This window comes from Mesorhizobium sp. LHD-90 (assembly GCF_030929505.1).
Classification (GTDB): Bacteria; Pseudomonadota; Alphaproteobacteria; order Rhizobiales; family Rhizobiaceae; genus Kumtagia.
This window is the reverse complement of sequence record NZ_JAVFVV010000016.1, coordinates 39,694-62,730: the sequence shown is the minus strand read 5'-3', so window position 1 is coordinate 62,730 and position 23,037 is coordinate 39,694. Positions and strand designations below refer to the sequence as shown.

Sequence of the window (23,037 nt, the reverse complement as noted above, 5' to 3'; positions counted from 1 at the left end):
CAGAGATCAGAAAATCTTTCATAACCTTGCGTCGACCTGTCGGTTTGCTTCGATGGGCAAGTGGTCTGCGTCAAAAATACCATCTATGGTTGCGACCGCCTTGATGCCGTGATTGAGTGAAACATGCGTGCGGCCGTGCCTGAGCAAGGACGTGTGAGCGGCCTATTAGCGGACGTCGAAAAATTCACGATCAACTCCGTCACATGATCTGAAGTGATCCGTGGATCCGGCGTGTTATGTGCTCTGTCAGATTCTGTGGCCGATGCCGCTAGCGGCGACGTGGAGGTGCTTAGTCGCGATACGACATCTTCCGCCGGATCTCGTTCAGCTTCTTTTTCGGCGGCCAAGCGGTGAAGATCTGCAATCCGTCAGATGCGACGTAGACGCGCGCGCGCACCCGCTCGATCCTGACCGAGTAGATCACCTTGCGGGGCGTCAGCTTCATCATCGGCAAGGCGGCTCCGTGCTTGATGTCGCGCAGCATGCTGGCGAACTCGCCAGCCGCCAACACGATCCCGTAGCGGGCGAGCAGTTGCCGATGAAAATGCCAGTCGCGCTGCGGGATCGATTTGCCGTGCCAGCGCGCGTCGAAGCCGGCCGGCCACAACTCCGGATATTTATCGTTCATGCGCGAAACACCTGTTTCAAAAGTTGCACGCGCGCGAGTGTCGCTCTGGGATCGGTATCGCGTGATACAAGCCGGATGAACTCGATCCAGGCGCGCTCGTTCTCGGTAAGGCAGAAGGATTTCGGCACAGGGTGCACGGACAAGATCTTCATTTGCCGAACACCGCCCGTAGCGAGCGCCGCGCCTTGGTGGTCAGCGTCGGATCGGAATGATCCGACGCGTCGCGCAGTTCCTCGATCCAGGCGGCTTCGTTGGCGGAGACGGCGATCCTGAGGATCTCCCTCACGACGACCGCCAGCGCATTGTCCTGCTGCTCGAGCGCCAGGACGAACAGCCGGGCCGGGTCGCATTCAAGGGACTTTGCAAGGGCCGGCACGCGATCGAGCGGCAGCCTGCTGGTGCCGCTCTTGATCATGGAGAGCATGTTGACGGACAGGAAGCCCGCCTCGTCGGCGATCTGCTTCTGCGACTTCCTGGGCCTGAGTTCGAGGATCCGTTTCTCGAGGAACCTCGCGAGATTGGTATTGGCAAATGGCCTGCCGACGACCTTGGGCATGATAGATATCCTCTAGCAACATTCAGTGATTTACTGATATCACTAGATATAGCAAAACAAAGTAGGCTATACGTGTAGGGGTATACTTTAAAAACTCAAAATGAAATCAAGAAAGATGGCAAGAGACGGAAGTATAGGTTCCAAATAATCCTTGATGAATCCTTAACTTGGCATGAGGTGAGATGTTTCAAGGCCTGGATAGGCGACGGCGTTGATCATTTCGACGCGCTGCATGAGCGGCCCTTCTGGCATTATGCCGTATTGGCCCGTCGTGCTGTGCTTCGTGTGCCCGAGCAACATGCCAAACTGCTCGTCGAGGAAGCCGGCGCTGCGGAAGGCATCGGCGATGCCATGTCGGAAGGAGTAGAGGGACAAGCTGCGGCCCATCTTCATGCCAATGCGCGTGAGGTAGCGGCCAAACTCGCGTGAGAACTCGGCAACCATCTGACCGCGCGCGTTGCGTTGTGCTTCCGGGAACAACCGGGCGCGTCCTGCCGTGTGCATGTCGTCGCGGTATTTGATGAAGCCAAGTTTGATCAGTTCCGGGGGAATCGGCACGACGCGCATTGCGCCGCTGTAGAGCAAGATGAGCGGCACCGAAAAGCAGTGATCGCGGATCATGACATTGCCGGGCTTGGCGACGTTGCGCCATTCGTCGGCGGACTGACAGCCGGTAAACAGCGGCGACCTGAACAGGTGTTCATCTGGTCGGTGGTGAAGGGGATGACGTCATTGTCCTTTTTCTTCGCCAGGAACATGTCGGCTATGCGATTGAACTCGTATGTAGGCTGCAAGAAACGCGAGGGACGCTGGTATGACCGAGAGCTCACCCGACAAGCTCATTCGCCTGTTCATAGAGGGCGACGTCGACAAGGCGCAGCAACTGCTCACCGAGGCTCCCCAGGAGCAGGCCGATGAGACAGTGACCGGCGTCATCGAGGCGCTAAAGAAGCTGGACATGAGCGGCAAATGGCCGAACGGACACAAGCTCACCGAGCAGGATCGGGTGATGGTCCGGATGATGCAGGATCTCGTGCTCGATCCGAGCCGGCTGGCGGTCTGGAGAGACCAACGGAGGAACCAGCCCTAACGGGATGATATTTTTGTGGCAACCCAGACAAATTGCTCGGCGGCGTCCATCCTCTTTTGTCGTGCGATTGCCGGCATCGGTCGTTTCAAAAACCTTGGCCTTCAGTGAGCCGATAGCGCCGGCAATTAACGCGACGATAGCCGGCGCGCGCAGCGCGGTCGCGGCATTGATCGACGGGCGTGCGACAGTCGGAATCGCATCGAAAAGCTTCAGCGCGGCAGGGTCGCTCAACGTGACCGACCCCTGGCGAAAAAGTTTCCTGTCAGGAATTCAGGTCGTAGGTGGGAAGCCGGTCGATCGCCCGCTTCCGAGCGATCACAGTCACGTCGCCGTAGTTATCACCGGCAGTCCTGCCAGCATGACCTTGAATGGCGTCGGCTACCCTATCAGAAATTCCGATCTCCGTCGCAACACTCTTGAAGCGGTGCCGCCATCCGTGGTTCGGCTGGACGCCTTCCGGGACGACGCCAAGCGCCTGGAGCCACTTACTGATGCGACCGGCCACCATTTGAGAGGCCTTCACGCTGTCACGGCCCTTCGCTGCCCTGTAAAAAAGCGGACCAGTCGGCGAGGCGTCCACGAAGTCGAGGAAGCCCATATCAATAAGCTGTTGGTGTATCGGCACGTCGCGGTAGCCACCGGCCTTCACGGTGCCGGCATCAGCGGTCACGCGCATGACGTAGGCGTCGCCTTCCTTGCGAATGTCTTCTTTGCGAAGCTGTGTCATCTCAGAGACGCGCGCGCCGCTGTGAGCGCACAAGATCGGCGTCCAGCGCTTGGCGGCGGTTGTCTGCGGTAGCTCGTTGTTCGCGGGGTTGTCGGTCACCTTCGGACGGTAGTCGGACGCCACGCGAAGGATCGTTATTGCCTCAGGCAGGGTGAAACCCGGTTCGCGCGTCCGCACTTTCTTCGCCTTCTCCTGCCGGACATCCTTCGCAACATTGGAAGGCAGGCGCTTGTTGGCAACCGCCCACGAAAGGACGGTGCGAACCGATGCGAGGTAAACGTCCGCGACGGTCTTTGGGGCGAGTGTCTTCATGCGCTCGTCACGCCAAGCAATAAGGTTGTCATCGGTAAGACGACGCGCGTCATCGTGTTTGATGAATTTCCGCAGGTCTGCAAAGACGGGCGTCCACCGCTTGTCAGCACCCCTCCCTTTTCCGACCAGCCGCTTCGCGGAAATGTAGTCGGTGAGCAAACCGGTCAATGATACGGGCGGAAGTTCATCGGCCGGCGGAACAGCGTTAACGATCAACGGGTGGGTGGGCGTGCCGGTGTAGTCACCTTCGTTACGCTCGGCGACGCGCTCCAGCGCCTCGTATTCGGCAATACAGATGGCACGCGCCAGCGTTCGCCATTCTAGTGTGCCACGCTCGGCGGTCGTATTTCCGATTTGCCGGAAGCGCTCAATCCGATGATCGACCAATTCGGCGAGTTCGTCGTCACGAAGTTCACCAGCCATACCGCGGCGAAGCTGCGCGACCAAATCGTCATCAATGGACATTGCCGCCCAAGCTGGCGTGATATTACGGGCACGCTCGTCCTGCGCGAGCCGATCCTGATAGCTGCGTAACGCGATTTGATCTGGCGCGAGCGGATACCGTCCAACCGTGACGTTGCGTTCGCCAGCATCGATAGCGCGGCGCTCGCCGAGAGAAATATCATGGTGAAGGACGGCGACGGCTCCTGGTAGCATCTTCAAGGCCATTCGATAGTCGGAGCCAAGGGCTTTTCGAAGCTCCGTTTTACCGTCCATGAACGGACGAAGCTCCTTCGGAATGACAAGCCGGGCGAAATACCGGCCGTCCCGATTGAGAAGATTCCGCACCTTGCCAGCCATCGGCCCATGCCATTTTGTTACGTCAATTGTAACATCAATATGGGCGGCGGGCCTTTGTTTGCAAGGGATTCAATGATATCAAGGGGATGGAATGGTGCTGCCAGAGAGGATTGAACTCTCGACCTCTCCCTTACCAAGGGAGTGCTCTACCACTGAGCTACGGCAGCCCGTCGAATGGGGCGCCTTCTGCCACATGGGGCGGGCAAGCGCAAGGCGTCTATTGAATGCCTTGTTGTCGCCGGCGCCGTGTCATCAGCGGGCCGCATTCTTTTGGCCTTGGTCAACCGTCGATCGCGCGGGCCGGATATCCTATATTCATCCTGCTTTCGCGGCGATGCCGGACGGGGACATGGCGGACAAGACAAAGGACAGGACAACCGACAAAACCGGGCGCGCCGCCCGGCTGGCGCAGGAGCTGCGGGCCAATCTCGCCCGCCGCAAGCAGCAGGCGCGCTCCCGCGACGCTGACGGCAAGGCGAAAACCGGAAGCGACGCCAAGGCTCCCGATACGCAGACCGAGCCGGAAAAATGACGAAACCGGCCGCGCAAGGGCCGGGCACCCCCCGCGAACCGGGGCATTTCTTGAACCGCGCGGCGCTATCGTCTACAGCGTGCGCTTTGGGCAATCCTATGAAATCCGGGTGATTCGCCGGGAAAGTGACCTATATGGACCGCATAAGACTGGTCGGCGGCAACAAGCTCAACGGCCGCATCCCGATCTCCGGCGCAAAAAACGCGGCCCTGCCGCTGATGATCGCCTCGCTGCTCACCGACGACACGCTGACGCTCGAAAACGTCCCTCACCTTGCCGATGTCGAGCAACTGATCCGCATCCTCGGCAACCACGGCGTCGACTACGCGGTCAACGGCCGGCGCGAGAAGCAGCAGGAAGGCTATTCGCGCACCATCAGCTTTACGGCGCGCAACATCGTCGACACCACCGCCCCCTATGAGCTGGTCTCGAAGATGCGGGCGAGCTTCTGGGTCATCGGCCCGCTGCTGGCGCGCATGGGCGAAGCGAAGGTTTCGCTGCCCGGCGGCTGCGCCATCGGCACCCGCCCCGTCGACCTCTTCCTCGAAGGTCTCGACGCGCTCGGCGCGAAGATCGACGTCGAGAACGGCTACGTCATCGCCAAGGCCAAGAACCGGCTCAAGGGCAACCGCTTCGTCTTTCCGAAAGTCTCGGTCGGCGCCACGCATGTGCTGATGATGGCGGCGACGCTGGCGCGCGGCGAGACGGTGCTGGAAAACGCGGCGCGCGAGCCGGAGGTCGTCAACCTCGCCGACTGCCTCAACGCCATGGGCGCCAACATCGTCGGCGCCGGCACCAGCACCATCACCATCCAGGGCGTCGACATGCTGTCGGGTGCCCGCCAGAAAGTCATTCCGGACCGCATCGAGACCGGCACCTACGCCATGGCCGTCGCCATGGCCGGCGGCGACGTGCTGCTCGAGAACGCACGGCCCGACCTGTTGCAGACCGCGCTCGACGTGATCGCCCAGACCGGCGCCGAGATCACGCCGACCAATTCCGGCATCCGCGTCACGCGCAACGGCCACGGCATCCATCCGGTCGACGTCACCACCGAGCCCTTCCCCGGCTTCCCGACCGACCTGCAGGCGCAGTTCATGGGCCTGATGACCATGGCCAAGGGCCGCTCGCGCATCACCGAGACGATCTTCGAGAACCGCTTCATGCATGTGCAGGAGCTCGCCCGCCTCGGCGCCCATATCTCGTTGTCCGGCCAGACCGCGACCGTCGAGGGCGTCGACATGTTGAAGGGCGCGCCAGTCATGGCCACCGACCTGCGCGCCTCGGTGTCGCTGGTCATCGCGGGTCTCGCCGCCGAGGGCGAGACCGTCGTCAACCGCGTCTACCACCTCGACCGTGGTTTCGAGCGGCTGGAGGAGAAGCTTTCGGGCTGCGGCGCGGTCATCGAGCGGCTTTCGTCGTAGGGATCAGGCCTGCTTCGGGTGCGTCCTTCGAGGCTCGCCCGCTGAGGATTGCGCTCCATTTTCAGCGCGTTGCGGGCTCGCACCTCAGGATGAGGGCGGTCGTGTCTGCAACCGCCAATCTCCAAAGCCTCAGGGTATGCTGAGCATGGTATCAGCGCACCGGCCAGCGGTGCCAGGATTTTCACCGGCACAACCGCCATGCCTGGACATTACCCGAATGTAAGCGCTGACGGTGACGATCAACGTCGATGGCACGACCTCCCTCATCCTGAGGCGCGAGCCCGCAAGACGTTGAAAATGTGAGATAAACATCCGCGGGCGAGCCTCGAAGGACGCACCCCGACATCGCACTGCCGAGACTAGCCGGCACTCACCCCGCCGGCAGCCCGCGCGCAATAAGCCGGGCGAGCCGCTCGGAAAACGCCTTGGCGTCCACCGGCTTGTCGCCATCGAGCACGCGCGCCTCGTCATAGAGCAGGTGCGCCACGTCCTCCCTGAACGCCTTGTCGCCGTCGCCTAGTTTTGCCAACGCGGCGACGCGCTCGTTGCGCGGGTTGATCTCTAAAATCGGCTTGGCCGTCGCCTCCAGCCTGCCTGCGGCGCTCAGCAGCCGCTCGAACTGGCGGTCGGGACCGTGCTCCGGCGCAACCAGGCAGACGGCGCTCTCGCGCAGCCGCTCCGACGCCCGCACGTCGTTCACCGCATCCCCCAGCGTTTCCTTGACGAAGGCGAGGAACTGGCCGATCTCCGGCGCGGTTTCGGCGTCCGCCTTCGCCGCCTCGTCGAGCAGCGGGATCTCCGAAAGCTCGCTGCCGCCCTGGGTCACCGACTTGAACGGTTTTCCGTCGAATTCCGGCGCGTTCATCACCCAGAAACTGTCGACCGGATCGGTCAGCAGCAGCACCTCCAGCCCGCGCGCCCGGAAACCTTCGAGCTGCGGTGAGGCTTCCAGTCGCGCCCGGTCGTCGCCGGTCATGAAGAAGATCGCCTTCTGCTTCTCCTTCATGGCCGAGACATAGTCGGCCAGGCCGCGCCAGCCGTCGCTCGAAGCCGTCGAGCGGAAGCGCGCCAGCTTCAGAAGCTGCTCGCGGCGCTCGAAATCCTCGTAGATGCCTTCCTTGAGGACGACGCCGAAATTCTCCCAGATTTTTGCGTAGGCATCGGCGTCGTTTTCGGCGAGTTTGGCGAGGTCGCCGAGGACACGGCCGGTCACGCCCTTGCGGATTGCGGTCAGCAGCGGGCTTTCCTGGATCATTTCGCGCGACACGTTCAGCGGCAGGTCGGCGGAATCGACGATGCCGCGCACGAAGCGCAGGTAGCGCGGCACCAGCTCGGCGTCGTCGGTGATGAACACGCGCTTGACGTAGAGCTTCATCCGCCCCTTGCGGTCCTGGTCGAACAGGTCGAAAGGCCGTGAACCCGGCACGAAGGCAAGCACGCTGTATTCATGCCGCCCCTCGGCGCGGAAATGGATCGTGACGGCCGGCTCGTCATACTGGCCGGCAACGCTGCGATAGAAATCCGTATATTCCTCGGGCTTCACCTCGCTCTTCGGCTTGACCCAAAGCGCGGTGCCGTCGGCGATCTCCTTCGCCTCCTCGCCGGGCTTCTCGACCACCGAGATCGGCACCGGGACATGCCCGGACTGCGATTTCACCAGCCGCTCCAGTGTATAGCGCTCGGTGTAGTTTTTAGCGCCGTCCATCAGGTGCAGCACCACGCGCGTGCCGCGCTTCGGCGCTTCCTCCAGAGAAGCCGGGCCGATCTGATATTCGCCCTTGCCGTCCGAGGACCAGCGCCACGCTTCGTCGCTGCCGGCCTGGCGGGTGACGACGTCGACGCGGTCGGCCACCATGAAGGCCGAATAGAAGCCGACGCCGAACTGGCCGACGAATTGCGCGCCGTCCTTCGCGGCTTCGATGCGCTCCATGAAGGCGCGCGTGCCGGAGCGCGCGATGGTGCCCAGCGCCTCGGCCATCTCGTCGCGGCTCATGCCGATGCCGTTGTCCTCGACGGCGAGCTTGTTCGCATCCGGATCGGCGGCGATGGCGATGCGCGGCTTCGGGTCATCGCCGAGCAGTTCGGGCCGGGCGATCGTCTCGTAGCGCAGTTTTTCGCAGGCGTCGGCGGCGTTGGAGATCAGCTCGCGCAGAAAGACGTCGCGGTCCGAATAGACCGAATGCACCATCATGTGCAGCAGCCGCGCGACATCGGCCTCGAAGCTCTTTTTCTCGGTCGTTTCCGTCGTCATGTCTTTCCGTCCGTCCTTGCGTTTCCGGCGGACGAGATGGCGGGCCGCCGCGCGATTTTCAAGATGGATTCTGGCGGCGCCAACCGCGATGGACAATCATCTGTAGGGACCTGATGCGGGTAAGACACCAGAAGGGGAACGGCTCCGCCGGTTGTGGCGCGACGTCGGCCTCACCTTGAGGTCGGCAATATCTGCCATCGGGCCTGGGCCAAGGAGCGCGTCCCGCGATCCTTAAAGCAGTAGCAACTTCTTGAAAATCGACAGCAGCTCCTTGTACGGCATCTGCGTCGCTCCAGCGGCCACGAGCGGCAGCAGGGCGGCGGCAGACACCGGCAAGAGCGCCGAGCGGTCAACCAGGAACGTGGCCATCTTTCGAGATGCCTCGAACTGTTTCGCCGGATCGGCGACATCCGGATGTTCGTCGGCCTCGCCGGGATCAGGAGAAACAACGTTTTCTCCAAGCAGCTTGCGCTCGGCCTGCCGCTGAAACTGGGTGCCTTTTGCGCTTGTCACCAGCAGTGTGTTCTGTTTGAGCGCCATAAGGGGCTTCGAGAAAGCCAAAAGCGGATAGGCAAACAGTGCCAGGACAATCGCCAGCCATGCGCCCATCACGTAGGCCCAGGCCGTCAGTGAAATGGACGACCTAAGCAGTTGATGTGCCAGGCCTGCGGCGATGACGCAGCTCACTCCGAAGACGAACAGAGCAAAGACGTTCGGGTATCGGCCGACAAATGCCAATCCAGCCTTGCCGTCCGGATGTGTGGTCACCAGCCGCAATCGAAGAGCGGCAATTCGCCGAAGCAGCATCGACCATACGAAATGACGCCATAACCCTCGGAGCAGCAGGAAGAAAAACAGAGGGCTGCTCACCAGCACACACCACCAGCCCGCAATTGTCAGCGAGTGCCCCGCCGGGGAGGCGCTTACGGCCCAGGATTGATCGGTGCCGGTGGCGACATTGATCAGCGAGGCAAGGGAAAGAAGGTACGCCAAAATGAGGCAGACTATCTCGGCAATTCGTGAATCGCGGCGCCGAAGTGCTGCTGCGACCGCTGCAGCCGCCCCTTCGAATGACGCAGGCGATAGCAACGGGGCTTTGGTGAACTGTCTGAGTGTCTGCTTGAGTTGCTCTTCGACCCGCCCCTCGGCGAAAGTGAATGCAGCAATCGCAATCGCGAACCTCGCCCAAACGCCGAGATCAAAGAGGAACGGCCGTTCTGCCGCGGGTCCCACGGCACGCCCCTCGATAAGGCTGAGCAACATCGGTACGCCCCAGGCGAGCGCAACAAAAACCGCGGTTCGACGTCCGGCCTGGAGCGAATGCTGCTCCAGCAAATGGAGCCTCATCTGCATTTCGTAAAACGGGCCGCCTCGTGCCGAGAGGAAGTCGCCGATATTCTTTTTTTCAGATTGCATCGGCGCGACGCCTTCTTGGCGGATGCGGGTCCGCTTTTTTCAGGATGACCCTTGGTGAATAAGACCGCTTCCCGACAGCGTTGCTGGCCTGGATCACACCAAGTCGGTTCGAGAAGCCCAACGCGAAGTCGAAGTCTACGCCGCCCCGATAGAAACAATCTTGCCGTCGGCGTCGATGATACATCTCGTCGGCGTGCCTCCGGCGTTGAGCTCCACCTGATAGTTCTTCGCGTCCAGCTTGCGCGAGCTGACGGGCAGTACCTTGCTGCTTTCCACCCCGGCGGATCGCGCGGCCTCGTTGGCGCACAGGAGCTGCAGGTCGGCCGGAGCCGTTTCGAGCGTCGTCCTCGCCATCTGGTCGGGTGTCGGGCCGGACGTGCATGCACTCACGACCGCAACAAGACCGGCTGCAAACAGCCCGGGCAACGGCCCCGACCTGACTACCCATTTTACGGATGCAGTCATCATCCCCTCCTTGAAAGAAGTCAAACGCCCTTGTAGAGGGCCGCCCCCTGCATCAGCACGATGACCTTGGCGCCGACTTCGATGCGTGAATGCAGGTCGACGATGTCGTCATTGTTCATGCGGATGCAGCCGGACGAGACGTCGAGGCCGATTGTCCACGGCTCGGGAGTCCCATGGATGCGGTAGATCGTGTCCCTGTCGCCTTCGTAGAGATAGAGCGCCCTGGCGCCCAGCGGATTGTCGGGACCGCCGGGCTGGCCGCCGGCCCATTTGCGCGCGTTGGGATCGCGCGCGACCATCTCGGCCGGCGGCGTCCAGGTCGGCCACTCGGCGGTGCGACCGACACGCACGATGCCCGCCCAGCCGAATCCATCGCGCCCGACACCTATGCCGTAGCGGATCGCCTTCTGGCCGGGCTGGACGAGGTAGAGAAAATGCTGGTTGCCGTCGATGATGATGGTGCCCGGCTTCTCCGCGGTGCGGAACTTCACCATCTGCGCGCGGAAGGCTTCGGGAACCTGCTTGTGCTGGCGCCAGTATTTGGCGGCCTTGGTGCGGTCGTAGCTGATCCACTGCCGCGTCTTCGGATCATAGACCTGGGTTCCTCCCGCGGCGAACGCTGCCGCGGTGGCAAGCACGAGCCCGGCCGCCAACAGCGCGGCCAGCTTGGCGAGCCGGCCGCGCGCCGGGGCGCCGGACGAGGCCTGACGGTTGAACGGTTCGGTCATGGCTTTGCCCACCCATCAACGCGAGCCTGGTTCTTCGCCACCCACTGCTCGGCGAAGGCAAGAGGGTCCTGCCGCTCGACCTGCAGCGCGTAACTCATGTCGATCGCCTCTTCCGGCTTGAAGTCGATGCGCTCGAGGAAACGGACGACATCGGGATGCTTCTGGCGCAGAGAGGCCGCATAGGCGATGTGGTAGTGCGCGGCGTCCCACCCCACCGCCGCGTTGGATTTCGACAACCAGTCGGGATCCTCGGCCGGCAGGACCACTTTCCATTTGGCCGGGTTGTAGGCCGGCTCGGTCAGACGCACGATGTCGTGCAGCTTGAACACCGCATGCGGCGCGTAGCAGGCAAAGACCATCGGGCGCTGGGTGGCCTCGGCGGCGTCCACGGCCGCCATGCCGACATCCTCCTGAACCTCCAGCAGCGTCAGCGTCTTGGCATAGCCGTAGCTGTTGGCCCGGATGCGCTCGATCTCGGTGGACGACCAAGTCGGGGCGCCGATCCACAGCTCGCCGCGGCCGTCGCCGTCGGTGTCGAGCACGGCCGTCTTCTTCTCGTCGCTGAGATCCGAAATGTCACGGATGCCGTCCTTGTCGGCGGTTGTCCGCGTCGCGCAGATGCCTTGCCAGGCGGGCACGCCGATCGGGCTCATGGCGACGGTGCCGGCGTCCGTGACATAACGTTTGACGAGATTGTCGAGGTTGGGCAGCCAGACTTCCGGATGAATGTCCACCTGGCCGGAATCCAGCCCGGCGAAGGCGGTCAGCGTGCCCATCTCGACGGCCTCGGCATCGATGCCGAACTCTTTCTTCAGGCCCACCTTGATTATGTTGGCCGTCGCCTTGCCCGACCACCAGTTCGGCATGGCGATCGTCAAGTCGGCTGCGTTGGCCGGGCCGCTGACGTTGACGATGGCCGCCAGCGCAATCACGGCACTCTGGATCACTCGCCGCATGTGCATCCCCTGTTTTCGCCGGTATCAAGAAGACGGCCAACCGACTCGCGCCAGCTTGCCGTCTTTCGCTTTACTCCGCAATGCTTCGGGACCACTGGCCTTTAGGCCACCCGGACGTGTGCAGGCGCAAGCTCCGCCGAGGCCGTCGCAATCCGCGTCTTGATCGCAGCGGGCACCTGCCGGTGGCTCATGGCGCGTGGCTGCCGCAATTCCTCGATCGCCGCCGGAGCCGGGCCGTAGAGCGCTTCATATTCGGCGTAGTTGTCGAAACGCTCGCGCGTCACGTTGTCGATGAAGGTCTCGGCCGGAGTGCCTTCCGCCAGCACGATCTCGTGATTCTCCGTCTCGATGTGATAGACGACGAAGCGCTCGCCGAGTTCATTCTTGGGGATGCGGCGGATGGTCGTGCCGTTGACGAGCGCGCCGGCATGCACCAGCACGCCGTCGATCAGCAAGGCATGGGTGGCGGTGACGCGCAGGTCGCGCACCGGCAGCCCCTCACCCAAGGCGCCTGCCGACACGCAAACCGGCCGGCGTCCTTCCGGAAAGCCGAACATCGTCGACAGCGACTGGCGGCCAAGCCATTTGACCGGCACAGTCCGGCCCTCCGCCGTGAGGAGAAGATCGCCGATCGCCAGCGTCTCGACGGCGCGCTCTCCGTCCGGTGTCGCGATCAGCGTGCCGGGCAGGAAGCAGAGGGGAATGTCCTCGGCGGCAAAACCGTTGAGATTCGTTCCGATCGGGATGCTGTCATCGTTGGAAAACAGGAAGTACTCGCCGTTGGTGTCTTCCGCGATATAACCGGAAAATGGCGTGGCGTGCCCGACATAGGTGTAAGTACCGCCAAATTGAGCGTTCACACCAGGATCGGTAAAAACCACGTTGAATTCTTCACCGATCGAGGCTGTGTTTGTGCCGTCGTCGACCACCTCGGTGGCGGTGCCCCCGGCATTCGCCACCTGCGAGTCTACATGACCATTTGTGCTGTTGCCGTTCTGGTCCAGCTCATAGAAAAAGTTGGTTTGATAGGTTGCCATCGACATCACCTCCGTTCGTGGATGCGCAAGCGCAGCGAGGCCCGCCTCTCACCTCGCTGCGTCAACACAACAAACTGGCGCCCTGCCCCAACCTCAGCGCCTAACCCACCTCTTCACGTGCCGGTGCAAGCGCTGCAGCCGCCGTGGCGATCCGACTGCGTATCGCAACCGGCACCTGACGGTAGCTCATGGCGCGTGGCTGTTGCAATTCTTCCATCGCCACCGGCGCCAAGCCGTAGAGCGCTTGGTATTCGGCGTAGTTGTCGAAGCGCTCGCGCGTCACGTTGTCGATGAAGGTCTCGGCCGGGGCGCCTTGCGCCAGCACGATGTCGTGGTTCTCGGTCTCGATGTGATAGACGACGAAGCGCTCGCCGAGTTCATTCTTCGGGATGCGGCGGACGGTCGTGCCGTTGACCAGCGCGCCGGCATGCACCAGCACGCCGTCGATCAGCAAGGCATGGGTGGCGGTGACGCGCAGGTCGCGCACCGGCAGTCTCTCTCCCAAGGCACCTGCCGACACGCAGACAGGCCGCCGTCCTTCCGGAAAGCCGAACATCGTCGACAGCGTCTGCCGGCCGAGCCACTTGACCGGCACGGTCCGGCCCTCCGCCGTCATGACAAGATCGCCGATCTTTAGCGTCTCGACGGCGCGCTCTCCGTCCGGTGTCGCGATCAGCGTGCCCGCAGCGAAGCAAACGGCGAAGTCGCCGGTATCGATTGGCAACTCATCGTTTTGAGTGACTGCCGAGTTCGAGTAGAAGAAGAAGTTGCCGCCTTGCTGGGCGACGAAGCCATCGCCGGTATGGCCAATATACTGACCGCCGCCGCCGTTCGCGCCGGTGATGGTCAGATTATCCCCAACCTCAAAAGTCGTGTCGCCGGGCTGGCCGCCGCCCACCGGCTCGTTATCCGTGGTGTCGTTGACACCGGCTACGCTGTCGGCGGTGGCCGTGAAGATGCCTGTGCCAGCGTCATAGGTGCCCAGGGTAAAGAAGCTGCTGTTGAAATCTGCCATGGTCCATCTCTCCACCTGCGCCCGCTCGCACGACGAGCACACAAAAGACCCCGGTCGCCAACATCACCTAAACAGAATAGACAGGCTCGTCAATAAATTTCGTCCAACTCGACGATAATTTTAACTACAATAACTTCTCGCAGATTTTCACACTTTCTATACTAAACATTATTCGTATCCAAAATATTTTATATATAATTTCGATCTTCTATTTTAAGGCTCTCTCCCCGTTTTGTTACGCAGTTTCTTAGCTCAGAACCTGAATCCGACTCCGCCCTTGAGTGGCAGGTGGTCGTCGAGACCGTTTTTTCCGCAGTTCAACGGAGGAAATTCCGAACGCGGAGGCTTCCGGGGCGGCGGCGGGTTCCGCGGGGGTGGTTTTCACGGCGATGGCTTTCGCCGTAGAGGCGCCGCACTCCAAGCACTAAGCAGGTCGGGAATGTGTGGCTTATGCCACACCGCATCGTCGACTGCCTCCGGCCGAGCGCCGCAGCGACGTATCTTCTGGAAAACCGCTGCGTAAAGGTGATTATTAAGATTGAGTCTGCGGCAGTTTCCGGAGGGATAGATGCGTTCATACAGAGCGATGGCGCATTCGGCGTTTCTGGTCATTGCGGCCGCTGGCCTGATGCCAACAGAGGCCTTTGCAACCGAGGCCGCCATGGGCCGCTACATCCCCGGCGCCTTCGCGGTGCCAGGCATCGGAATCCTCCCCCCCATGCCCGGCGTCTACTGGCAAAGCAGCAACGTCTACTACCACGGAGAAGCGTCGGCCGATCTGGAGATCCCGATCGGCGGGTCGACGCAGTTCGGCCTTGAAGGCGATATCGCCGCGACCAACTTCACCGGCATCTGGGTGCCGGGGGGGATCGAACTCGGCAACAATCTGACCTTCGGAACGTTCGCCACCGTGCCCGTCCAATACATGAAGGTCGGCGCCTCGCTCGGACCGCTTGGCAGCGACGATGAGGTGACCTCGCTCGGCGACATCGCCTTCGGCCCGATGCTCGGCTGGCATTCGGGCACGCAATTCCTCACGGCCAGCCTGCGAATCTTTGCGCCGACCGGCAAGTACGACGAGGGCGCACTCGCCAACAACGGCCTGAATTATTGGACCTTCTCGCCAAACCTTGCCTATACCTACATCGATACGACGCGAGAGATGCAGTTCGATATCACCGGCGGCATCGACATCAACACCGAGAATCCCGCCACCGACTATACCAGCGGCGCCATGGCGCATCTGGATGCCGTGCTGACGAAGAGCTTCGGAAAGTTCGGCGTCGGAGTGTTCGGCTCCATCCTCTACCAGTTCGAGGACGACAAGGGCGGAGCCGCCGATCAGTTGGACGGCTTCAAGGGGAGGTCCTTCGCCATCGGCCCCGTGGTGAAATATACGGCGGGCACCGAGAAGAACCCGATCAATTTCTCCTTCAGTTGGGCGCCGGAATTCGGCGTGAAGAACCGGCTGGAAGGCAACGGCTTCTACCTCAACATTTCGGGATCGTTCTGAGCGGAAACCCGAGCATCTCGGCGGCTGCGGGCCGCGACCGACAAGATGCGTCAACATCCGCTCGCAGCAGCCCGTCGATGGTCGACTGTATCGATTCGGCGGTCGACAATGCGCCATCCCCGGAACCCCGCCCACTTCTCATGGGTCGACTTCCGGCCAATCAGCCCCCGGAATTGTCGGCCCATCGCGGATTGAGCGGCGGAAGCGCTTGGATGTGTCCGGCACGCCGCTGTTGCTTCGCTAGCAACGCATGCCGTGTCCTCGCCAAGCCCGTGCCGAGTCCCCGGAGGTCGAGTGCTGCGCCGTCCGCGCCGCCGAAGACCGACTTTTCAAACGTGGCATAGGCGCGCCGCGCATCGTCATCCCCATTGCGGCGCAGCCACTCGGCAACCGGGCCGATTTCGCAGCGCCGGGCCCATGCGTCCAAGCGCGCATGGACGGCGCGGGCGTCACGGCCCCGACAGGCCTGTTCGAAGCGACGGAAATAGGCTGGCTCCGAATTTTCCCGTTCCGCGCGCCGCGCGCGAAGATGGGTCAGAAGGCGCGGCAGGCCTGAGAGCAGCAGCCAGCCTGCCGCCGCGAGCACGGCCACCGCGAAACCGGCGACCGGCAGCCATCGCCGCCAGTCGATGCGCGTCCAGGCCGGCTGCGGTTTCTCGACAGGCGCGGGGGGCGCGATCGCGGGATTGCTCGCCGCCGCCTCGGCCACCGTCACGGCGACGGCCGGCGCGGAGGCCGTTTCGGCCTTGCCGCTTTGCGGATCGAACCAGTGGACCTCCACGGCGGGCAGGGAATAATTCCCCGCCTTCTCGAAGACATAGGTCACGGTGTCGGTGCGCCGGCCGGCGACGAACTCGCCGCGCGGCGTCCGCTGGTCTTCGAGCTTCGGGTCATGGCGATAGATGCGAACGCCCTCGGGCGCCTCGAAGGACGGTTCCGGGATCATCATCGCCTGCATGCCGTCGGCGGTGACGGTGACGGTGCGCACCAGCGTATCGCCAGCCTTCATCGCCTTGGCGTCGCGGTCCAGCGCCTGCTCGACGTCGACACGCGCCGCCGTCACCGAGGCGCCGTCCGTTTCCGCTCCGGGCTGGGCGGTCACGGTGAACCTGGTCGGCGGCAGCGTCACCTTGCCGGGCGAGGCCTGGCCGGGCACGGCGGCATAGGTGAAGGTGATCTCGACCGGCGGCAGCACGTAGTCGCCGGCCGCCTGTGGCGTGACCAGATAGCTGCGTCGGATACCGGCAAAACTTTCGCCATCGACGGTTTCGTTGAGATTCTCCGCGCCCGAGTCCGGTAGCGTCACCACGGCATTCGGCAGGTCGAACAGCGGAAACTGCGGCGGAGACATGAAGAAATTCGGCACGAGCACGTCGACGGTGACCGTGACCTGCTGGCCCGGATAGATCGTGCCCTGCGCATCGACGCTCGCGCGGGCGAACGGGTCAGCCGCATGTGCCGCCGCGATCGGTGCCAGCAGCAGAAGCACGACTGCCGCCATACAGCGAAAGACTGATGCGCAGCGGCTCATGGCGTCCCGCCCTTGGCCTCGATGGCGAATTTGCGGGCGAGCAGGTCGGCGGGTGTCACCTGGATGTTGCGCATCCACATCTCGGCGGTCTGCGCGGCGGCGTCTACCGTGCCGGCCTTGCCCTTCTTGCCCTTGTCGTCGAACTGGATCTGGTCCGGCTTTTCGTTGGGGTCCTGCGCCTCCTGCTCTTCGTCGTCCTTCTTCTTGGCGGCGGCGAGCGCTTCGGCGACGGCGAGGTTGGCCTTGGCCTCGGCCCAGTCCGGGCGCGTCTTCAGAGCCTGCTGATAGGCGGCCATGGCCTGCTCGGGCCTGGCGAGATGCATCAGCACATTGCCCTGATTGTAGTAGGCTTCCGCCGTGTCGGACTGCGCGAACGCATCCAGTGCCTCATCGAACTTTCCCGCCCGGTAAAGCGCCACGCCCCGCCACGCCGGGTCGCGGAACCGCTCCGCCGCGCCGGCATAGTCGCCGCGCTCGAAGGCGAGCCGGCCCTGCTGGTCGGGCGTCAGCCACATGTCGGCGAGACGCCGGTCCGCCGCATCCGCCCGCTCCGGCAGGGCGAAGAGCATGACGGCGAGCATGGCGCCGGTCCATTGCACGCTCCAGCCGCGACGGAACCAGAAGGCGCCGAGCGCCGCGATGGGGATGGTCAGCCACCAGCCCATGTCGCGCCAGCGCGTAGCCCCTTCGGCGGCCTTCTGCTGGAACGCAGTCTGTATGCGCCGCACGATCCAGTCGACGTCGGCGTCGTCGGCCGTCACCGTCGCGACCTGCACGGAGGACTGCCGCTGCAGTTCCTTAAGCCCGTCCACGTCGAGTTTCGCGAAGACGCGCTGCCCGCCGGAATCGGTCAGGTATGAGCCTTCGCCGGTCTTGACCGGCCCGCCTTCCGCCGTGCCGATGCCGAGCACCATGAGGTCGTGGCGGCCGCGATAGCCGGAAAAGGCGCCGAAAGCCCCCTGCTCCACGCCGTCGGTCAGGAACAAGATGGTGCCGGGCGCCTGTTCGTTGGCGAGGCCGGCCTCGGCCGCCTGCAGCGCCTTGGCGGTGTCCTTGCCGGGCACCGGCATCAGGCGCGTGGCGAGCGACGCCACATAGGTCTTGATCAATGCCGCGTCGTCGGTCAGCGGCAGCACCATATGGGCGGAGCCGGCATAGGCGAAGACGGCGGTGCGCGCGCCCTTGCGCCGGTCGAGCAGGTCCTGGATCTTGAGTTTTGCCCGCTCCAGCCGCGACGGCGAGACATCGGTTGCGTCCATGGTCTGCGACAGGTCAATGGCGATGGCGAGCGGCGCGGTGTCCTCGACGAAGGGCGGCCGCTCGCGCTCCCAGGTCGGCCCGGCCGTCGCGATTGCGCCCAGCGCGATCGCCGCCGCCGTCAGATGCACCGGATGCAGCCGCCGCGCCGCCTGCCGCGTAATCACGAGATGGTCGAGCAGGCCTGGCGCGATCATGCCGCGCCAGCGCGCCCGGACATCGGTCTGCCGGCCAAGCAGCCACGGCAGCGCGACGGCGGCGACCAGTGCCAGCAGCCACCACGGGCGCAGGAAGTGGAAATCCGCGATCATGCCTCGGCCTCGCGGACCGGCGTCGGCGAGGACCGCCGCCTCAGCGTGGCCCCGAGCCACATCGCGGCGTGATAGGCGATCAGCAGGATGAGTGCTGCGCCAAGCGGATAGTGGAAAAGCTCGATGCGCGGCCGCCAGGACAGCGTCTTCTGGTTCGCCGGCGTGATGCGGTCGAGCGTGGCGTAGATGTCGGCGAGCTGGGTCTGGTCCTCGCCGAAGAAATAGCGCCCGCCGGTCGCCTGCGCGATCTTCTGGAGTGCTGACTGGTCGAGCTTGTCCTCGCCAGTGGCGTTCGGATCGCCGATGCCGACCGTGTGGACGGTGATCTTGTTCTGCTTGGCGATGTCGGCCGCCTTGTCCGGTGGCATCTTGCTCGCCGTGTCGTTGCCGTCGGTCAACACCACCAGCACCTTGTCCGGCGCCGGGCTGTCGGCGAACATCTTTATCGCCAGGCCGATGGAATCGCCGAGCGCTGTGCGCGGGCCGGCCATGCCGGGCAGCGTGTCGGCCAGCATTGCCTGCACTGTTCTGTGGTCGAGCGTGAAGGGCACCAGCGGATAGGGTGCATCGCCGAAGGCGATCAGCCCGATCCGGTCGCCAGGGCGGCGGCTGACAAAATCGGCGACCACCTTGCGCACGGCATCGACGCGGGGCACAAGCTGGCCGGTGGTGTCGCGAAAATCGCGGGTATCCATGGACTGCGACAGGTCGAGCGACAGCATGAGGTCACGCTGCGGCTCCGTCTTCTCCAGCGGCGGCTCGACATATTGCGGCCGCGCCAGCGCCAGCACGATCAGCGTCCAGCAGACCGGCGCGATCAGCTTCTGCATCCAGTTGGTGCGCGGCACCACCGAGCCTTGCGTCGGCGACACGCCGGCGGCCCGCGTGATCTCGTCGAAGAAGGGCAGCCGCACCGACGCCGTCTCCTCGCGATAGGCCGGCAGCAGCCACCAGACGAGCAGGGGCAGCGGCAGCAGCGCCAGCAGCCAGGGATGGTCAAGCTGGTACATGATGCCCCTCGATCCAGCGGCGCGCGGCGGCGAGGAAAGCCTTTTCATCGGCCTTCGGGACGGCCCGGTCCGGCGGCCCGCGATATTCGGCGTCGTCGAGCAGCGCGGCAGCCGCGTCAGGGAAGGACGATCCGCCGGCGGTCTTGCGCAGGAAGGCGACCCAATCCGGTCCGCTCAGCGACGCCACCGTTTCGCGCGGCCAGGCGGCCAGCGCTACACGCTTCAGCAGGGCCGCCGCCTCGGCCACCGCGTCCGCACGACCTTCAGGCGCGCCAAGCCCGGCTTCGATCCGGGCGAGTTCGGCCAGCGCCTCGCGTCTGTAGCGGTTGCGCACGCGATGCCGGTGCCAGCGCCACGCGCCCCAGAAAAGCAGAGCCGCGACAAGCACAGCCAGCACCGCCCACCCCCAGGTCTGCGGCATCCACGAGACGAGCGGCGGCTGCGCTATGTCAGCGAGTTTTTGCAGCGCGGCGCGTGTGGCGGCGTCGAGTTGGGGCGCGGCGTCCGCGTCCATCGCTAGCGCCTCCTGCCGCGCGAGGCGAGCTGGCCGAGCAGTTTTCGGAGCTGCGGCGCGACCTCCTCGGCGGCCGAGACCGGTAGCATCGGCAGGCCGAGTTCCTGCTGCCAGGACCGCAGCTCTTTTCCACGATCGCGCGCGAAAGCCGTTATGCCAGCGCGAACACCGCCCTTTGCAAAGGGCAGTTCCGCTTGCAAGGCGCCGCCGCTCGCCACGATCTCGCCGGACTGCGGCAGTTCCAGCAGGAACGGATCGTAGATGAGAATGGAGATGACGTCGTTGTGGGCGGAGAGGGCGAGCAGCATGTCGCGCGTCGCCGGGCCATGCCCGTCGAAATCGCTGATCACGATGACCAGATGGTCGTGGCGGGCGACACCGCTGGCCGTCGAAAGCACGCGGTCGAGCTGGGCGGGCGTGCGCGGAACGGTGGACGCGGCGGTAAGCTCACAATTGCGGCGAACGATCGCCGAGGCGAGTGCTATCACCGCATCGCGGCTGCGATGCGGCCGCAGCTCGTCGATATCCGTATCGTTGAAGACGAAGCCGCCAACGCGGTCGCCGAGGTTCATCACCCGCCAGGCGCAGAGCGCGGCGGCCTCGGCGGCGGCGACCGACTTCAGCGCGCGCCGGCTGCCGAAGAACATGTTGATGCGCTGGTCGACCAGGATCAGCGCCGGCCGGTCCTTTTCCTCGTCATAGACGCGCACGAACGGCTTTCCGGTGCGCGCCGTCACCCGCCAGTCGATGGTGCGGATGTCGTCGCCCGGCAGATATTCGCGCAGTTCCTCGAAGGAGAGGCCGCGCCCGCGCATGCGCGATTCGTGGCGCCCGGCGAGCAGCCGGCGCACCGGCGCCTTGCGCAGGAACGTGAAGTCGCGCGCCGCCGCCTCCAGCGCGACCAGCTCCTCGACGGTGGCATAGACGCCCTTGGCGCCGGCTTCACCCTCGCTTCGGCTGCGGGCGATGCCCTTGGATCGTGCCAGCGCGGAAAGGGACTGGACCATGTCTGCCTCCGTTAGAGCAGGATGAAGCGGAACAGCGTCTTCACCTGCTCTAACTTTTTTGTTTTGCCGCACGATCTTGTCCGAAAAGTCTGCAACTTTTTGCTGCGCTGACCTTCGGTTCGGGATCGTGCTCTAGGCCACGGCGACGCGCTCCACCACGCGGTCGATCGCCTGGTCGGCGGTGATCCCGCCCGCATGCGCCTCGTAGGACAGGATCAGCCGGTGGCGGAACACGTCGTGGACGATCGCCTTGACGTCGTCCGGCGTGACGTAGTCGCGGCCCCTCAGCCAGGCATAGGAGCGGGACACCCTGTCGAGACCGATGGCGCCGCGCGGGCTGGCGCCGACCTGCAGCCACTTCGCCAGGTCGGCGTCGAGTTTTGCCGGATAGCGCGTGGCGAAGACCAGCGCCACCATATAGGTCTCGACCGCTTCCGAGACCGTGACCTTGCCGATCTCGGCGCGAGCGTCGAACACCGCCTTCTGCGCCAGCTTCTCCACCGGCTTCTTGGCCCCGCCCGACTTGGCCTCGTTCTCCTCGGCGCGGTTGAGGCGCACGATCGCCGCCTCCGACTTCTGGTCGGGATAGCCGACCTGCACATGCATCAGGAAGCGGTCGAGCTGCGCCTCGGGCAGCGGATAGGTGCCTTCCTGCTCGATCGGGTTCTGCGTCGCCATGACGAGGAAGAGATCGGGCAGCGGATGGCTTTTGCCGCCGACCGTGACCTGCCGTTCCTCCATCGCTTCCAGCAGCGCCGACTGGACCTTCGCCGGCGCGCGGTTGATCTCGTCGGCGAGGATCAGGTTGGCGAAGACCGGTCCTTCCTGGAACTTGAACTCGCCCTTGCCGCCTTCGCTGAAATAGACTTCCGACCCGGTGATGTCCGAGGGCAGCAGATCCGGCGTGAATTGGATGCGCGACAGCTCGGCGTCGAGGTTTTTTGCCAGGCTCTTGATAGCGCGCGTCTTGGCCAAGCCCGGCAGGCCCTCGACCAGGAGATGGCCATCGGCGAGCAGGCCGAGCAGCAGCCGCTCGACCATCGCCTCCTGGCCGATGATCGACTGGCCGATGCGCTTGCCAAGGGCAAGGATGTCGTCATGTGCGCTCACGAATGCTCCCGCGGCTGAATACGTCACTTTTCCGGAATGATGAAGGTGATGCCGGCGCGAACACCCCAATCGGGACCGCCCTCAGGTTTCTCGGCATAGTAGCGGGCGCCGATCTGCCAGCTCATCGCCTGGGCGCCGATGTGAAACACCTTCGAATACATGGCGTTGATCGGCACCGTCCACTCTCCGGCCGTCCAGTCGTAGGTCGTCTCGGTATTGAACGAAAGCGTCTGCCCGCCTCCCAGCGCATAAGCCAAAAAGGGTTGAAGGGATGTCAAGTTGACTTCCGCGCGGTCGCTGTCACCGGCGAACGACCAGGCGTGACTGGCCAGCATGCCGACGGTCCAGGGGGCCGTCTGCCTGAGGACGAGGGCGGTCGGCCCGGTGCCCCATTTGCCGGAGCCGAGCTGGTCGTCGGTCGCCGTCGGCAGCAGGAAGATTGGACCGACGCCCATGATCAGGTCGCCCGGCTTCGATCCGGCGGGAGTGAAGAACAAGCTTTGCGAGATGTCGCCAAGGCCCCAGACGTCGTCGCCGGGCAATCCGACATTGCCGGCAACCGGAATGATGGTGCGCGAGATCAGGTTCCAATCGTCGGTCAGCCGGAAGGGGATGACCGGTTCGATCTTGAGATTGTAGCTTTCGCCCTTGCCGTCCGGGCCGGCGCCGAAGTCGGCGTTGAACTGGAACGGCAGGCTGATCATCGCCGCTACGGGGTTTGAAAGCTTCTGCGCGATCTCGTCGGCGTCATCCGCCCGGGCGACAGGCGCGGACAACAGCAATGCAGCTAGGGCGAAGGTCACTCTAGTCATGCTTTTCCTCCCGTGATGCGGACGGACGGGCGGT

22 protein-coding genes and 1 tRNA gene are annotated in these 23,037 nt (G+C 63.9%); 4 read left to right on the top strand and 19 right to left on the bottom strand.

What is annotated here, in order from left to right; all coding sequences use genetic code 11:
- Nucleotides 1-289: 289 nt before the first annotated feature.
- From RB623_RS21395 to RB623_RS21385, 3 genes are all read right to left on the bottom strand, one after another.
- Nucleotides 290-628 (bottom strand): hypothetical protein, encoded by a 339-nt coding sequence (locus RB623_RS21395; RefSeq protein ID WP_308059004.1) that lies wholly within the window; start codon nt 626-628, stop codon nt 290-292.
- A gap of 148 nt (nt 629-776) precedes the next feature.
- Nucleotides 777-1,184, bottom strand: coding sequence for a helix-turn-helix transcriptional regulator (locus RB623_RS21390; RefSeq protein WP_308059003.1), 408 nt, complete (start codon nt 1,182-1,184; stop codon nt 777-779).
- A gap of 162 nt (nt 1,185-1,346) precedes the next feature.
- Nucleotides 1,347-1,805 (bottom strand): hypothetical protein, encoded by a 459-nt coding sequence (locus RB623_RS21385; protein ID WP_308059002.1) that lies wholly within the window; start codon nt 1,803-1,805, stop codon nt 1,347-1,349.
- A 193-nt stretch (nt 1,806-1,998) separates the two neighbouring features.
- Between RB623_RS21385 and RB623_RS21380 the strand changes: the two genes are divergently transcribed.
- The gene (locus tag RB623_RS21380; protein WP_308059001.1) at nt 1,999-2,274 is read left to right on the top strand and encodes a hypothetical protein; all 276 of its coding nucleotides are present in this window, start codon (nt 1,999-2,001) and stop codon (nt 2,272-2,274) included.
- Nucleotides 2,275-2,536: 262 nt separating this feature from the next.
- Here RB623_RS21380 and RB623_RS21375 read toward each other — a convergent pair whose 3' ends face one another.
- Nucleotides 2,537-4,114, bottom strand: a complete 1,578-nt coding sequence (locus RB623_RS21375) for a hypothetical protein (RefSeq protein WP_308059000.1) — start codon at nt 4,112-4,114, stop codon at nt 2,537-2,539.
- Nucleotides 4,115-4,206: 92 nt separating this feature from the next.
- Nucleotides 4,207-4,281 (bottom strand) — tRNA-Thr (locus RB623_RS21370).
- 182 nt (nt 4,282-4,463) lie between these two features.
- On the opposite strand from RB623_RS21370, the gene RB623_RS21365 reads away from it, so the two are divergent.
- Both RB623_RS21365 and murA read left to right on the top strand, forming a co-directional pair.
- Nucleotides 4,464-4,646, top strand: a complete 183-nt coding sequence (locus tag RB623_RS21365; RefSeq protein WP_308058999.1) for a hypothetical protein — start codon at nt 4,464-4,466, stop codon at nt 4,644-4,646.
- A gap of 134 nt (nt 4,647-4,780) precedes the next feature.
- Nucleotides 4,781-6,070 (top strand): UDP-N-acetylglucosamine 1-carboxyvinyltransferase, encoded by a 1,290-nt coding sequence (gene murA, locus RB623_RS21360; protein WP_308058998.1) that lies wholly within the window; start codon nt 4,781-4,783, stop codon nt 6,068-6,070.
- 370 nt (nt 6,071-6,440) lie between these two features.
- On the opposite strand, the gene htpG is transcribed toward murA, so the two are convergent.
- The 7 genes from htpG to RB623_RS21325 form a co-directional block, all read right to left on the bottom strand.
- Nucleotides 6,441-8,321: a molecular chaperone HtpG gene (htpG, locus tag RB623_RS21355; RefSeq protein WP_308058997.1), complete on the bottom strand. Its 1,881-nt coding sequence runs from the start codon at nt 8,319-8,321 to the stop codon at nt 6,441-6,443.
- 231 nt (nt 8,322-8,552) lie between these two features.
- Nucleotides 8,553-9,737, bottom strand: coding sequence for a hypothetical protein (locus RB623_RS21350; RefSeq protein ID WP_308058996.1), 1,185 nt, complete (start codon nt 9,735-9,737; stop codon nt 8,553-8,555).
- 135 nt (nt 9,738-9,872) lie between these two features.
- Nucleotides 9,873-10,205, bottom strand: a complete 333-nt coding sequence (locus RB623_RS21345; protein ID WP_308058995.1) for a hypothetical protein — start codon at nt 10,203-10,205, stop codon at nt 9,873-9,875.
- Nucleotides 10,206-10,222: 17 nt separating this feature from the next.
- Complete coding sequence (locus tag RB623_RS21340) at nt 10,223-10,930, bottom strand: L,D-transpeptidase (RefSeq protein WP_308058994.1); 708 nt, start codon at nt 10,928-10,930, stop codon at nt 10,223-10,225.
- A complete protein-coding gene (locus tag RB623_RS21335) occupies nt 10,927-11,886 on the bottom strand; it encodes a glycine betaine ABC transporter substrate-binding protein (protein WP_308058992.1) in 960 nt (319 codons plus the stop codon). The genes RB623_RS21340 and RB623_RS21335 overlap by 4 nt, the downstream gene beginning before the upstream one ends.
- A gap of 101 nt (nt 11,887-11,987) precedes the next feature.
- On the bottom strand, nt 11,988-12,923 hold the full coding sequence (locus RB623_RS21330) for a Hint domain-containing protein (RefSeq protein ID WP_308058991.1): 936 nt from the start codon (nt 12,921-12,923) through the stop codon (nt 11,988-11,990).
- A 100-nt stretch (nt 12,924-13,023) separates the two neighbouring features.
- Entirely contained in the window at nt 13,024-13,938 is a 915-nt protein-coding gene (locus RB623_RS21325; protein WP_308058990.1) for a Hint domain-containing protein, read from the bottom strand.
- A gap of 568 nt (nt 13,939-14,506) precedes the next feature.
- Here RB623_RS21325 and RB623_RS21320 point away from each other — a divergent pair.
- Nucleotides 14,507-15,451 carry a transporter gene (locus RB623_RS21320; protein WP_308058989.1) on the top strand — a complete coding sequence of 315 codons (945 nt, stop codon included), beginning with the start codon at nt 14,507-14,509 and terminating at the stop codon, nt 15,449-15,451.
- Nucleotides 15,452-15,611: 160 nt separating this feature from the next.
- Here RB623_RS21320 and RB623_RS21315 read toward each other — a convergent pair whose 3' ends face one another.
- From RB623_RS21315 to RB623_RS21285, 7 genes are all read right to left on the bottom strand, one after another.
- Nucleotides 15,612-16,940, bottom strand: coding sequence for a hypothetical protein (locus tag RB623_RS21315; RefSeq protein ID WP_308058988.1), 1,329 nt, complete (start codon nt 16,938-16,940; stop codon nt 15,612-15,614).
- A 38-nt stretch (nt 16,941-16,978) separates the two neighbouring features.
- Nucleotides 16,979-18,550: a VWA domain-containing protein gene (locus RB623_RS21310; protein ID WP_308058987.1), complete on the bottom strand. Its 1,572-nt coding sequence runs from the start codon at nt 18,548-18,550 to the stop codon at nt 16,979-16,981.
- Nucleotides 18,547-19,560 carry a VWA domain-containing protein gene (locus RB623_RS21305; protein WP_308058986.1) on the bottom strand — a complete coding sequence of 338 codons (1,014 nt, stop codon included), beginning with the start codon at nt 19,558-19,560 and terminating at the stop codon, nt 18,547-18,549. Before RB623_RS21305 ends, RB623_RS21310 begins: the two co-directional genes overlap by 4 nt.
- Nucleotides 19,547-20,074 carry a DUF4381 domain-containing protein gene (locus RB623_RS21300; RefSeq protein ID WP_308058985.1) on the bottom strand — a complete coding sequence of 176 codons (528 nt, stop codon included), beginning with the start codon at nt 20,072-20,074 and terminating at the stop codon, nt 19,547-19,549. The genes RB623_RS21305 and RB623_RS21300 overlap by 14 nt, the downstream gene beginning before the upstream one ends.
- 2 nt (nt 20,075-20,076) lie before the next feature.
- The gene (locus tag RB623_RS21295) at nt 20,077-21,081 is read right to left on the bottom strand and encodes a DUF58 domain-containing protein (protein WP_308058984.1); all 1,005 of its coding nucleotides are present in this window, start codon (nt 21,079-21,081) and stop codon (nt 20,077-20,079) included.
- Between the two features lie 132 nt (nt 21,082-21,213).
- Entirely contained in the window at nt 21,214-22,191 is a 978-nt protein-coding gene (locus tag RB623_RS21290; RefSeq protein ID WP_308058983.1) for a MoxR family ATPase, read from the bottom strand.
- A gap of 23 nt (nt 22,192-22,214) precedes the next feature.
- Nucleotides 22,215-23,003: a transporter gene (locus RB623_RS21285; protein WP_308058982.1), complete on the bottom strand. Its 789-nt coding sequence runs from the start codon at nt 23,001-23,003 to the stop codon at nt 22,215-22,217.
- Nucleotides 23,004-23,037 lie beyond the last annotated feature (34 nt).